General features: G+C 41.3%; 9 protein-coding genes. 5 read left to right on the top strand and 4 right to left on the bottom strand.

Going from position 1 to position 12,961, the window contains the following annotated elements; genetic code table 11:
- Nucleotides 1–15: 15 nt before the first annotated feature.
- Entirely contained in the window at nucleotides 16–1,797 is a 1,782-nt protein-coding gene (locus L4C37_RS12930) for a sensor domain-containing diguanylate cyclase (protein WP_429768827.1), read from the bottom strand.
- Between the two features lie 406 nt (nucleotides 1,798–2,203).
- Here L4C37_RS12930 and pdhA point away from each other — a divergent pair, with 406 nt between their 5' ends.
- The 3 genes from pdhA to L4C37_RS12915 are packed head-to-tail and all read left to right on the top strand — an operon-like array spanning nucleotide 2,204 to nucleotide 5,566.
- Entirely contained in the window at nucleotides 2,204–3,331 is a 1,128-nt protein-coding gene (gene pdhA, locus L4C37_RS12925) for a pyruvate dehydrogenase (acetyl-transferring) E1 component subunit alpha (RefSeq protein WP_429768826.1), read from the top strand.
- Nucleotides 3,324–4,307, top strand: a complete 984-nt coding sequence (locus L4C37_RS12920; RefSeq protein WP_273296394.1) for an alpha-ketoacid dehydrogenase subunit beta — start codon at nucleotides 3,324–3,326, stop codon at nucleotides 4,305–4,307. The genes pdhA and L4C37_RS12920 overlap by 8 nt, the downstream gene beginning before the upstream one ends.
- Entirely contained in the window at nucleotides 4,304–5,566 is a 1,263-nt protein-coding gene (locus L4C37_RS12915) for a dihydrolipoamide acetyltransferase family protein (protein WP_429768825.1), read from the top strand. Before L4C37_RS12920 ends, L4C37_RS12915 begins: the two co-directional genes overlap by 4 nt.
- Nucleotides 5,567–5,776: 210 nt before the next feature.
- Here L4C37_RS12915 and L4C37_RS12910 read toward each other — a convergent pair whose 3' ends face one another.
- On the bottom strand, nucleotides 5,777–7,669 hold the full coding sequence (locus L4C37_RS12910; protein ID WP_429768915.1) for a methyl-accepting chemotaxis protein: 1,893 nt from the start codon (nucleotides 7,667–7,669) through the stop codon (nucleotides 5,777–5,779).
- Between the two features lie 515 nt (nucleotides 7,670–8,184).
- On the opposite strand from L4C37_RS12910, the gene L4C37_RS12905 reads away from it, so the two are divergent.
- Nucleotides 8,185–10,059 carry a PLP-dependent aminotransferase family protein gene (locus tag L4C37_RS12905; protein WP_429768824.1) on the top strand — a complete coding sequence of 625 codons (1,875 nt, stop codon included), beginning with the start codon at nucleotides 8,185–8,187 and terminating at the stop codon, nucleotides 10,057–10,059.
- 90 nt (nucleotides 10,060–10,149) lie between these two features.
- Here L4C37_RS12905 and L4C37_RS12900 read toward each other — a convergent pair whose 3' ends face one another.
- Nucleotides 10,150–10,518, bottom strand: coding sequence for an NADH:ubiquinone oxidoreductase (locus L4C37_RS12900; RefSeq protein WP_137372186.1), 369 nt, complete (start codon nucleotides 10,516–10,518; stop codon nucleotides 10,150–10,152).
- A gap of 595 nt (nucleotides 10,519–11,113) precedes the next feature.
- Here L4C37_RS12900 and L4C37_RS12895 point away from each other — a divergent pair.
- Nucleotides 11,114–12,352, top strand: a complete 1,239-nt coding sequence (locus tag L4C37_RS12895) for an L-lactate MFS transporter (RefSeq protein ID WP_137372185.1) — start codon at nucleotides 11,114–11,116, stop codon at nucleotides 12,350–12,352.
- A gap of 225 nt (nucleotides 12,353–12,577) precedes the next feature.
- On the opposite strand, the gene L4C37_RS12890 is transcribed toward L4C37_RS12895, so the two are convergent.
- The gene (locus tag L4C37_RS12890; protein WP_429768823.1) at nucleotides 12,578–12,934 is read right to left on the bottom strand and encodes a VOC family protein; all 357 of its coding nucleotides are present in this window, start codon (nucleotides 12,932–12,934) and stop codon (nucleotides 12,578–12,580) included.
- Nucleotides 12,935–12,961 lie beyond the last annotated feature (27 nt).

Here is a 12,961-nt window from a genome sequence, read left to right as displayed (position 1 = left end):
TCATTAGGCAATGAACTAACCGCCAACGACTCTATTTTTGCCTAACGCTTTAGCACGATAAAGTGCTTCATCAGCTTGCTTTACCAAAGATTCAAAACTTTGACCAAACTTAGGTGTCACTGTCGCAACACCAATACTCAGGGTTACAACTTGCGCCCCTTCTACCCCCGAATTACTGTACGGAAGTGCAGCTGATAGTAGGTTAGAACGAATGGTTTCCGCAACTATTCTTGCATCTTCAAGCTTGGTATTCCTTAAAACAATCACAAACTCTTCACCACCATAACGAGCAACAATATCATTTGAGAGTGCTTGCTGATCACTTAACTTTAAAATCTCAGCAACCTGCTTTAAGCATAGGTCGCCGGCTTGGTGACCGAATGTATCGTTGTACTTTTTAAAGTCATCAACATCCATCAACAATAAAGATATAGGCGTATTTAATTTCAAAGCTAACTGCCACTCATCACTTAACTTAATGTCAAATGTTCTGCGGTTTGAAATCCCCGTTAAGCCATCAGTAGACGCTAACCTTGTCAGCTTTTGGTTTGTGTTTTCCAAATCCATTTGTACAAGCTTCAACTTTTCTTCGGTTCGAACTCTTTCTACAATTTGGCTTTGCAAGTCTGAATTCACTTTCAACAAACTTTCAGTGCGTTCAGCAACTTTCCCCTCTAATGACAGCTTATTCTGTTCCAATAACTCCACCGCTTTAGAACGATTTCTTAGTAAAATCGAAGTCAGCGTGACCGCTAATGCCGTTGTGAGGAACAAAATCCCGAAAATGGCGTTTCGTGAAATAACGAATGACTTCATCGCTTCCGACACATCGATTTCAGTAGCAATCCCTACACCAAGCTCTTCATACCATTTCCAGCTTCCTATCACCATTACTCCTCGATAATCCCGATACCCATTTACATTATCGCCATCGACTTGATTTAAGGCACTTTGAACTAGATAAGTAAAAGGTTGTTGGGAAGGAGGATAGACCGCATCAGCCCCTGTTGTGAGATCAACGCCGGGATCAAGTAACTGTATATTCAAGCTTGATCCCTCCTTGTAATCAATCAGATCCAGTGCGAGTAGTTGATCTTCAAAGCGACTTTCCGTAAGCATAACCCCTTGATGATCAAACACGTAGGTCTCGCCACTGTTTCCAATTCGGCCTAAACGCATTAAGCGGCTAAAACTATTAACGGAATCAATTCGAATCGCAAGGACGGCAATAATCGAGTTTTCATGATTTCTGATTGGGGAAACAGCGAACATAGTTGGTGGTAATACTTTAAATCGACTATCGCGATACTGCAGTGGCACATCAGAGAAAATCGGTGGGACAATAAGCGTTTCACCCGCAAGCGCCTTTTCAAATAGATCCCTTCTTTGGTGAGCAATTAAGTTTGCTTGACCAATATTGGTATCCCGCATTGAACTCATATTAATCGCTTCTGGGCTAATAATAAAAAAGCCCTTATACCCAAATGCAATAATTTCAGGATTAAGTAAATCTCGGATTTTCCCTTGTACAAACTCGAACTGGTGCACATCTTTTGCATCTAAAATCTGCTGGGTTAAATCAATAAGGTCTGTTCGGTGGGCAATGGTTTCAACTTTTGCGCGGTGGTTGTTTGTCCATAAAGATAACGCTTCTTCAATCGTATGAATAACCGTATTAAGGGATTCGCCAACAGACAAGCGATGTTCATTTTCAATGATGGACAACCCACGATGACCAATAAAGAAAACAATCGCGAAGAAAAGGGGAATTAGGAAAGGTTCTCGAAGTCTACTCATATTCACTCCACAACTGAGGTTAAGAACCTACATTTGAAACGCTTAATCATTTCCATGAGTAACAAAAAACCACTAGGCAATCACCAGCATTATGAAACTTAACACTATCATAACCTAGAGCAATAAATGACAAAGTTTCTTATAGTCTAAGCAAAATACACAACTTTGATTACACTTAGTGTATCGGCTATATCGAGATCAATCACTGAAGAGCTTGTTTTGCGTAGCTAAATGCATCATGACATAGCAAGTCTCTAGTACAGCATTTTGAATAGAACCTTTACTGCTTAATCAATGCTGCCTCAAGTTCATAACTTGATCATAGTGAAAAGACTCTCTCATTATAGCTATCAACCTTTCGGTGATAACGATCTTGTAAGAAGATCCTTGTCAAAAGGAGCGTGAGATGAATGTTCAGGCATTACCTATGTATCGATTTATTGATCACAATGGGGATCTCATTAGCCCACTGCCTCACTGGGCTAAACCTTCAAAATTAATCCAGTATTACTGTGACATGCTTTTAACTCGAACCTACGACAACAAAGCAGTCGCGCTGCAACGTACGGGAAAACTAGGAACATACCCGTCTCATTTAGGAGCAGAAGCGATTGGCATTGCGATTGGTCGAGCGATGGCCCCCCAAGATGTATTTGTCCCCTACTACCGAGACATGCCCGCCATGTGGGCACGCGGCATTTCCATGGAAAAAAACCTCCAATACTGGGGCGGTGATGAAAGAGGCAGTGATTTCAGAACACCCGATCAGCAAGACTTGCCTAATTCTGGATACTGCCGAGACTTTCCTTTCTGTGTACCCATCGCGACTCAATGCACCCATGCGGTTGGTATTGCGTCAGCATTAAAAATTGAAGGGCTTCACAATGCCGCAGTTGTAACTTGTGGTGATGGAGCGACATCAAAGGGGGATTTCCTCGAATCCATAAATTGCGCTGGTGTTTGGAATTTGCCATTAGTTTTTGTCGTGAATAATAACCAATGGGCGATCTCTGTACCTCGCTCCTTACAATGCGCAGCAGGTTTGCTGTCTGAAAAAGCGAAAGGAGCAGGTATTGAAGGAGTAACGGTTGATGGTAATGACATAGTCGCAATATATGATGCAATCAGTAACGCATTAGATAAAGCCAAGAAAGGCAAAGGTCCTACCCTAATTGAAGCCATCAGCTATCGCTTAAGTGACCATACCACGGCAGATGATGCGACTCGATATCGTAGTAGTGATGAACTCAAAGAAGCTTGGCAATTTGACCCAGTAACCCGAATGAAAGCATACATGATCAAGCAAAAGATTTGGTCTGAGGAACAAGATCAAGATTGGCTAGAGCAATGCAAAGAAAAAGTAGAAGTTGCTGTCTCCCACTATATGCAGCTCACGAACCCTTCTCCTGAGAGTGCCTTTGATTTTTTGTTTGAATCGACTGACCCTGAACTCAATAAACAACGTGATGAATTAATCAATAAAGCGATGCGCATGCAAGGTCAAGGTCAAGGTCAAGGAGATGATAATGGCTGAAATCACAATCATTGAAGCAATCAACCTTGCTTTACACTATGAAATGAACCAAGACTCGAATGTAGTGGTATTAGGAGAAGATGTAGGTGATAACGGAGGGGTTTTTAGAGCAACCCTGGGGCTAAAAGATCGCTTTGGATTAAAGCGAGTGATTGATACGCCCCTTGCTGAAGCGTTGATCAGTGGTGTCACGGTTGGCATGGCTGCCCAAGGGTTGAGACCAGTCGCTGAATTTCAATTTCAAGGGTTTGTATTCCCTGCGATTGAACACATAATGTGCCACGCTGCTCGAATCAGAAATAGGACTAGAGGGCGATTAACCTGCCCTGCGGTGTTTAGAGCTCCTTTCGGAGGAGGCATTCACGCCCCGGAGCATCATTCAGAAAGTGTAGAAGCCATTTTTGCTCATACTCCAGGGCTCAAAGTTGTTATTCCTTCCTCACCTCAACGTGCATACGGACTACTACTCGCATCAATTCGTAGTAACGATCCCATCATGTTCTTTGAACCCAAGCGTATTTATCGCACTGTAAAATCGAATGTCGTCGATAACGGAGAAGCACTCCCTCTTGATTCCTGTTTCACGCTTCGCAAAGGAAGAGATCTGACCCTAGTAACATGGGGAGCATGTGTCGTTGAGTCATTAGAGGCAGCAAGCAACCTTTCATCACAAGGTATTGAAGTAGAAGTCATCGATTTAGCCAGCATAAAACCAATAGACATGGCTACCATATTCAAATCACTCGAAAAAACCGGACGATTACTTGTGGTTCATGAAGCTGCAAAAACCTGCGGTGTTGGTGCGGAGATTTTGGCTCGGACTGCAGAGCACGCCATGTGCTTGTTAAAAGCACCACCAAAACGATTAACAGGGATGGATACCGTCATGCCTTATTACCGAAATGAACAGTTTTTCATGATTCAGCAACAAGATATCGAACTTGCTGTTCATGAATTAGTGGAGGGATGGAAATGAAATCTTTTACCCTACCAGATCTTGGAGAAGGTCTTGCCGAATCAGAAATCGTTGAATGGCACATTAAAGCTGGCGATGTAGTTAAAGTGGATCAGATTGTCGTAACACTTGAAACCGCGAAAGCCATTGTTGATGTCCCAGCACCTTATAGCGGGACAATCCTTAAACGCTTTGGGCATGAAGGAGATGTGATTAACGTCGGCAGTGTTTTACTCGAAATAGAAGAAATCACCACAGAGATCAGCAACCATACCCATGGTCAGTTAGAAGCTGAAAGCGTAAATGAATATGAATCTAGTGCTGAACAGTCAAAAGATGCGGCAACCGTGGTTGGCAAAGTTTCTCACCAAAACCATCAGGTCGACATTGATAGTTTCTGGGTTGGCGGTGCTAGTTCTGCGCAAGAAGCTAGTTCTACACAAGGGGCAAGTTACGCAGAAGGAGCTGGGTATACACAAGGAAATTCTGAACGTTCAAACAATCAAGTTTCGGCACTCCCTTCTGCAAGGTTACTTGCCAAGCGTTTAGGTATAAGCATTGACTTAGTAGATGGTAGCGGTGATAGCGGATTAATACTTGATGTAGATATATACAATGCTGCAGATAAACAACAACCAGGAACCGAAGTATTAAAAGGTGCTCGGAGAGCAATGGTTAAGTCGATGGCGGAATCCCATCATAATGTTGCTTCCGTAACGATTACAGAAGAAGCATTATTAAATCATTGGAACAAAGATGAAGATATTTCTATCCGCTTAATCCAAGCCGTCAGTTATGCCAGCCAACAAGAAAAAGCGATGAATGCTTGGTTCGATGCCACCACTATGACTCGCTGTGTTCACACCACCGTAAACATAGGCATAGCTGTTGACAGTTCCCATGGCTTGTATGTTCCAGTTTTACGCCAAGCTGATAGCTACAATGCGCAAGATATTCGAACATGGCTAGATGGAACGGTGAAAGGAATCCGAAATAGACGAATTGGCAGAGAACAACTTCAAAATGCCACGATTACTTTATCTAACTTTGGTGCAATCGCAGGCATTTATGCCACACCCGTGGTTTCTCCACCTCAAGTAGCAATAGTCGGAGCTGGGCGCATTATTAAAAAAGTGATCATGGAAGATGGAAAGCCAACTGAAGTAAAAGCGATGCCATTATCCGTCACTTTTGACCACAGAGCATGTACCGGTGGAGAAGCTGCTCGTTTCGTTAAAGCATTAGTGAAACATCTGGAACGTGAGCATGGGAACGCGTAAAGACAGATGAAGTGAACAAATTAAATATAGGAACCGTAAAACAGACTTTCTGATAAATGTTCACTTAGCATTGCTACGTATAGAAAGTTACATGCGTAAAAAATCCAAGAGCATGAACACTCTTGGATTTTAGTTTTATCAATTAATCAGTGAGTACTGCTTAACTCGTTTATTGATTTAATCACCTGTCATCAGCTTATTGAACTTAATCTAACTGAGTTTAAAATTCGCCACTTGTCTTTTTAGATCTTCATTTGAATCCTTAAGCACTTCCCCTGCTTCAACCGTTTGTTGACCGCTATTGACCAGTGAGTCGACAATATCGCGAATAGAAAGCATATTACGGCTAAGCTCTTCTGCCACAGTACTTTGCTCTTCAGTTGCAGCCGCAATTTGAGTGCTCACATCATCAATCTCCGTCACCGAACCACTCATTATTGTTAAGCTATCAGAGACTTCAGATGTTTTATCCGCCGTTTCTTGGCACTTTCTTTTCGTCGCTTCCATCGCCCTCACAACACCTTCAGTGCCTCCAAGTAACTGGCTCAACATATCAGAAATTTCCGTCGTGCTATTTTGTGTACGAGCGGCAAGTGCCCTCACTTCATCAGCAACAACCGCAAAACCTCGCCCTTGCTCCCCAGCTCGTGCCGCTTCTATTGCTGCATTTAAAGCGAGCAAGTTCGTTTGTTCGGAAATTTCACCAATCACATTCAGTACACTGCTAATCTTATTTGCGTCTGTATTCATCCGTATGATGCTTTTTGACATATCGTCTACTTCAGAAACCAGCGCACTCACAGTGCTCACGGCATTGTTTACCATGCTTAGGGAAGAGTCGGCTTCTTTGTTTGCTTCAGCAGTAATTCGATTAGACTGGTGAACGTTTTCAGCAACGGTTCTCGCGCTTTCACTCATTTGCGTAATAGCCGTAACGACTTGTTCTGTTTCTGCTGAATGCGTGACCAGTTTAGATTCGTTATCTCTCGCCGTAGTACCCAATTGATGGATACTAACCGAAATATTTTCACTCGCATGAGAAATATGCAGCATCATATCCTGAAGGTTTTCAACGAATAGGTTGAAGCCCAAGCTGATTTTAGCTAAATCGTCATCCCCATCAACAGTTAAACGCTGAGTAAGATCACCATTACCTTGTGATAAGTCCAAAACTGCCGATTTAAGTTTTAGAACAGGTCTGTACGCATAATGAACAATAAGAGAGATTGAACCTAAGCTAATTAAGAGTAAAACCACTCCCGTTATTAGCGAGCTATTCATAGCATCGAAAACACCTGACAATGCCGTATCTTGATCAACAAACACCATCAATGTCCAATACATACTGTCTGTTAAGTTTACACGTTCAAAATACCCATCGAATTGAATACCTAAATACGGGAAAACAAGGTGCCCACTTTGCTGACTAGAAAACATCCGTTCCATTTCATTAAAATTCGGACTGATTTGAGAAGGTGTCCGCCCCAAATCACTCGGGTCATCACTAGCAAAAAATACTGCATTCTTATCCGTTAACGTGGCAGCACCGCCAGCAAAACGCATATTGCTCACGGTTGAAATAACCTCACCGAGCTGAATATCACCAAGTAACACCCCCACTAACGTACCGTTTCTCCTTACCGGCATAGTAACGCTGACCACTTGCTCTTGAGTCACTTGATCTAAATAGATCTCCGTTAATACAACACCTGAAGCACCCTTAGCATTTTGGTACCATTCTCGATCTCTAAAGTCGAACTTATCCCCACTTAGTGACATGTAAGAGCGACCATCTTCATAGGTCATAATGACATTAGACAGTGAAGCGCTAGTAGCAAGAACATCGACTAATTTCTTATTTTCCGAATTAGACAACTCATTCGTAAAACTCGATGCCCCTTGAGCGATAGCATTGATTTTAAATGTCATCATCTGCTCTAGCTCTGTGACATGGAAACTCAACTTGTCTTCAGTTTTAGACTCAAGAGAGTCAATCATATTATCTTTCATCGATAACATATTTAGAGAACCAAGTACGATCAATGAAACCGCAACAAGTGCCCCAACACCTAGGTAGATCCTTGATTTAAAGCCTAAATTCATCATATAGCCTCACTAATAGCGAGTTGAATTTTAAGTCTAGAGTGAGTTCAGCTTTATTTTTATTCTCGAATATCTTTGCTCACGAACTTTAAACGCAGATATACGGTTTAAACCAATTACTCACCCAGCCAACAGTCGATTTCAATCACAAAGCGAATGCATCACACAGCGATTTATCACGTGACAACTATATTTTGCGTGAAAGCTATTTGATTACGTGACGGCAATTTATTACGCGACAAATATATGCAATTGAATCCTTATAATAGTTAGTTGAGATACATGTAATTAGCAATGTCATTTTATAAAAAGAGATCAATCACCCCCCTTAGTAATCAACAACTCAGTAAAAACGCCAATTTTTGCGATACACACAATACTTTGGAAGCAAAGTCACATGGTGATTTTTTACCAAACTATAGTCACTTCATGCGGACATACCGCATTGGCTAGGTTGCAAAGTCGTTATTGCACCTTGTTCCGAATACTAATAATGCTAATTTTTGGAGCTAAATATGACAAAAAAAGAAATTAAATACGGTCCTAAAAGAGTGCCTTGGATAGAGCAATTACCCAAGTTTGCACAGGGTTCAGTTTCTCCCCCAAGTGCAGACCCTATCAAGGTATATCAAGATAGAAACTACGACTTTTACCACACCGAACATGCGATTAATGGTTTTGATATTGAGTTACCAGCAACAGGGCAAACGACTCAAGAACAAGACAATGCTTTTCAACAAATCCAAGCTTTCGTCGATACACAAAAGAGTCACTTCTTAGGTTATCAAACCGAAGAAAACATTGAGTACCAAGCTCGGCTTGCCCCCTTTCTGAATGTTAGCTTGAATAATGTTGGAGACCCATTTGTAAATGGTAACTACACCATTAACTCAAAATGTGTTGAACGGTCTGTTCTCGATTATTACGCTTCATTATGGAATGCTAAATGGCCATCTCAAGGTCCATATTTAGATGAAGATGGGAATTTTAAACAAGGTGACCCCGAAAGCTATTGGGGCTATATCTTAACAATGGGAAGTACAGAAGGTAACCTTTACGCAATGCTCAACGCACGAGATTACCTCAGTGGCGTCATGTTACTTGAAGAAGAAATACGCGGTGAAGATGAATCTGGGAAAACCGTTTCAAATTGCCAGATTTACGCGCATTACCCTAGCCCTCCAGACAACAACCCAAATGCTTATACGCCCGTTGCTTTTTTTTCAGAAGACACGCATTACTCGATAGTGAAAGCGATGGCGGTAGAGAAAATTGACACATTTGGCGAGCTTGGAAATAGGCTCTATCCCAAAGAAAACCCGATTAGACCCAACGCACCATGGCCGACTGAAATCCCTTCTGAAAGCCCAACAGAAAAACTTCCAGCTGGCTCTGGAGCCATCGATGTCGATAAGTTAATTCAATATGTCGAGTTTTTTGCACAGAAGGGCTACCCAATTCTTGTTGTACTCAATTGTGGAACCACTTTTAAAGGCGCATACGACAATATCACGCAGGTCACTGAGCAACTAAAAACCGTTTTAGAATCTTATAACATGCTTGAACGCACCGTCCCAATTGACAAAAATGATGTCAGTAAAGGCTTCGAAAAACGAACTGGATATTGGATTCATGTTGATGGGGCTCTTGGAGCTAGTTATGTGCCATTCATAAAAATGGCGAAAAAGTCAGGTCAATTTAATGATGTCTTCGAGAAGAATTCTGGTTATAGCGGACCAGATTTTGATTTTAGTAACCCTATGGTGCATTCGATAGTGACCAGTGGTCATAAATGGCCCGGCGCTCCTTGGCCTACGGGTGTGTATATGACTAAACAAAAGTTTATGGTTTCCCCTCCAGATAACCCTGAATACATAGGGTCACCTGATACAACCTTTGCTGGTTCACGTAATGGTTTGTCGCCCCTTGTACTGTGGGAATATTTTGCGCGAAACGACTACCAGAAACAGGTTGAAATGATAATGCAGGCTCAGAAAATGGCAGAATATGCCTTTCAAAAGCTGTCTGAAGTTGCTGTATTCTGGCAAAGCCAACCTGATGTGACACTACCAAATGGTCTTTGGTTGCAGAGAACGCCTCTTTCTCTCTCTCTAATATTCTGCCAACCCAATGAGGACATTATATTTAGGTATTCTTTAGCAAAAGAAAGCGCAAAAATAGACGACCAAGTGCGCCACTATGTTCACTTATTTACGATGTGGGATGTCACTCAGTCTCTCATTGACGATTTGTGCTGTGACCTAAAACAAAAAGATGCTTTTGACTCCAGTCTATTTCAAAAACTATCTAATATACGGACATATCGTAAAACCGAAAACAACGCACTAAAACAGATACGGTTACCACTAAAAGGGCGCTCTTTTCGTTAAAGAGTACATGCCTTAATGTCATCTTATTTTCTGATGCAATAAAATCAAAAAAGCCCTCCGAAGAGAGCTTTTTTTAATTCATTTATTACGTTAAGCCGTGGCTTTACTTTTGAATAAGTTTTTCTTTATTCCGGTGATCTTTTCTCTATATGCAAACCACATATAGGTTGCGACGATAGAAAAGAATAAATATGAGAGAGAGAAAACAAACGGTGAAGAGATAGCGTCGTTTGAAATACCCCAAGAAACACCAGCCACTGTAACTGCAATTTTAGCAAAGAAACCACACAACAATAGCACCAGCGCCAATTGAGGGAAGCGCGTACTGCGGAATGCCAACCAATAACAACTGCCTACCGCTAGCGAAGCTACATAAAAACCAAATAGAAACGAATGAATGTGATCAGCGGCTGCTACACCACCAGAAATGGACATCAAAAGAATTAAAAACAATTTCATAATTTTCGCCTCGTAATCAACTAGAAATGCATCCTTTCAAATTTGCAATCTCATATTGCACGCCATTTTCCTTATTTTTGAATACAAAACAAGCCCAACAAACGTACAAAATGTATACAAAGATTACGGAGGAAAATGGACTTAACATTAAGTTAACAAGTTGAATTTTCAAAGGTACTGATACGACAGGCACCTAGAGGTTCACACTCTATCCAGATTCACTTTGTTACAAAAATTTAACTATGGAAATAATTTTAAAAAAATTTCCACACTGTGATCTCCATATTTTGAGTGAGGTTTATGCCCATGATATTGGCATCCGAGCCATAGGAAACCTGAGGATTTGCTGAAAACATACACAGGAAACCCCTTGGCAAAACATAAAAAAAACCTAACACAAACATTAATTTAACATTTCAAATTTTATTTAGATTAAATGGGAAAAAGAGATTCCAATCACATTTATATTGGTTATAATCCGCGCTCTTTTGCGCTATCCGTTGAAAAACGCAAACTAATTTTGAGTAAACCACCACAATAACCCGTCTTTACTTGAATGGATGAACATTCAGAAAAGACAAAACTGAGAATAAAAATGAGCAAGATTGATAAAGCAATGCGTATCCTGCTAGCAGGTTTCTGTATCAACCTTTGTCTTGGCATCCTGTATGCTTGGAGTGTATTTAACAAAGCGTTAGTAACCGATTTCGGCTGGAGTGCTGCTGAGGCTTCTTCTCCTTATGCTATCGCAACTATCACATTCTCTGTTTGTCTTCTTGTTGCAGGCATCCTACAAGATCGCATGGGACCACGTAAGATCCTTATCTTAGGTACTGTATTAACAGGTCTAGGTATGATCGCATCTGGTTTCGCAACTTCGCCCCTAATGCTAAACATTACGTTTGGTATGATCACGGGTGCAGGTATTGGCTTCGGTTATGCTTGTCTATCTCCATCAGCAATGAAATGGTTCCACCCTTCTAAGAAAGGCATGGTAAACGGCCTTATCGCTGCTGGTTTCGGTCTAGCCGCTATCTACTTGGCTCCGTTAACATCTATGCTAATCACTGAAATGGGTATTAACACTGCATTTATGATTCTAGGTGTTGGTGTTCTAGCTATTGCAGTACCTCTTGCATGCACGATAAACAACCCACCTTCTGAGTACGTTCCAGCTGAACCAAAAGTAAAGGCAGGTCAAGCGCCAGTTACAGTTAAAAAGTCAACGGACATTAACTGGAAAGCCATGCTTAAAACGCCTCAGTTTTATTCTCTATGGGTTATGTACGCATTTGCTGCTTCTGTTGGTCTAATGGTTATTGGTAACATCACGAACATCGCAAGTGTTCAAGCAAACCTACCAAACGCAGTTTACTTAGCGTCTATCTTGGCTATCTTCAACTCTGGTGGTCGTGTTGCTGCTGGTATCCTTTCAGATAAGATTGGTGGTGTACGTACTCTGCTTCTTGCATTCATCCTGCAAGGCGCGAACATGGTGCTATTCGCAACATTCAACACAGAAATCACTTTAATCATCGGTACTGCAATTGCAGCTGTTGGTTACGGAACACTTCTAGCAGTATTCCCATCACTAACTGCTGAGTTCTACGGGCTTAAAAACTACGGTACTAACTACGGCGTTCTATACACATCATGGGGTATTGGTGGTGCAATCGGTGCAGCTATTGTTGGTTTCTCTATGACAAATGGTGGTGGTTACGGATTAGCGTACACAGTTTCAGCAGTAATGATGGGCGTATGTATTGTTCTTGCATTGGTGACTAAACCAATCAGCGAAGCGAAAGCTGCAGAACTTAAAGCTGCTCACGCATAAGCTATATTCGACTTAAGCTGTAAACGAATTAAGCTATAAGCTGCTATTTATGTACTAGTGAGTTGTTGTTTGATGACCAGCTCTTATTTATAACGAATCACTAGACATAACTCATAAAAAAAGAGCCGACCTCAATGGTCGGCTCTTTTTTTATATTTGAACTTTTAAAAGTAAATAAAGTTAAGGTTTAAAGCTAAAAATCGAACTGAATGCTTTCAGTCAGCGCTATTTATCACTCCACACTGCCATTTCATTACCGCTTGGCTCTTTGAAATGAAAGCGTCGACCACCAGGAAATGGAAAGATTTCTCTATTGATGATACCACCAGCTTTTAGAACCGCTTGCTCCGTAGATTCAAGATTTGCACTGTAGAAGACCATTAATGCCCCACCCAAACCTTGGACACACTCCAAATCAGCTTTATAGAAACCACCCATCAAACCTTTTGCAGTGAAAGCCGAATACTCGTCGCCATAATCTTCAAACTTCCAATCAAAAACCGTTTCAAAGAATGTTTTCGATTGAGTGATACTTCTAGCCGCAAACTCTATGTAATTGATCGAACCATGTTCAAATTCCATTTATTTTCCTCTCAGACTCGCGATATT

This window comes from Vibrio kagoshimensis, from assembly GCF_050337535.1.
Classification (GTDB): domain Bacteria; phylum Pseudomonadota; class Gammaproteobacteria; order Enterobacterales; family Vibrionaceae; genus Vibrio; species Vibrio gallaecicus.
This window is presented reverse-complemented; position numbering and strand designations above follow the sequence as displayed.

Excerpts from the sequence above, each read along its gene's own strand:
- L4C37_RS12930 (WP_429768827.1), bottom strand. The coding sequence starts at position 1,797 with ATGAGTAGACTTCGAGAACCTTTCCTAATTCCCCTTTTCTTCGCGATT.
- pdhA (WP_429768826.1), top strand. The coding sequence starts at position 2,204 with ATGAATGTTCAGGCATTACCTATGTATCGATTTATTGATCACAATGGG.
- L4C37_RS12920 (WP_273296394.1), top strand. The coding sequence starts at position 3,324 with ATGGCTGAAATCACAATCATTGAAGCAATCAACCTTGCTTTACACTAT.
- L4C37_RS12915 (WP_429768825.1), top strand. The coding sequence starts at position 4,304 with ATGAAATCTTTTACCCTACCAGATCTTGGAGAAGGTCTTGCCGAATCA.
- L4C37_RS12910 (WP_429768915.1), bottom strand. The coding sequence starts at position 7,669 with ATGAATTTAGGCTTTAAATCAAGGATCTACCTAGGTGTTGGGGCACTT.
- L4C37_RS12905 (WP_429768824.1), top strand. The coding sequence starts at position 8,185 with ATGACAAAAAAAGAAATTAAATACGGTCCTAAAAGAGTGCCTTGGATA.
- L4C37_RS12900 (WP_137372186.1), bottom strand. The coding sequence starts at position 10,518 with ATGAAATTGTTTTTAATTCTTTTGATGTCCATTTCTGGTGGTGTAGCA.
- L4C37_RS12895 (WP_137372185.1), top strand. The coding sequence starts at position 11,114 with ATGAGCAAGATTGATAAAGCAATGCGTATCCTGCTAGCAGGTTTCTGT.
- L4C37_RS12890 (WP_429768823.1), bottom strand. The coding sequence starts at position 12,934 with ATGGAATTTGAACATGGTTCGATCAATTACATAGAGTTTGCGGCTAGA.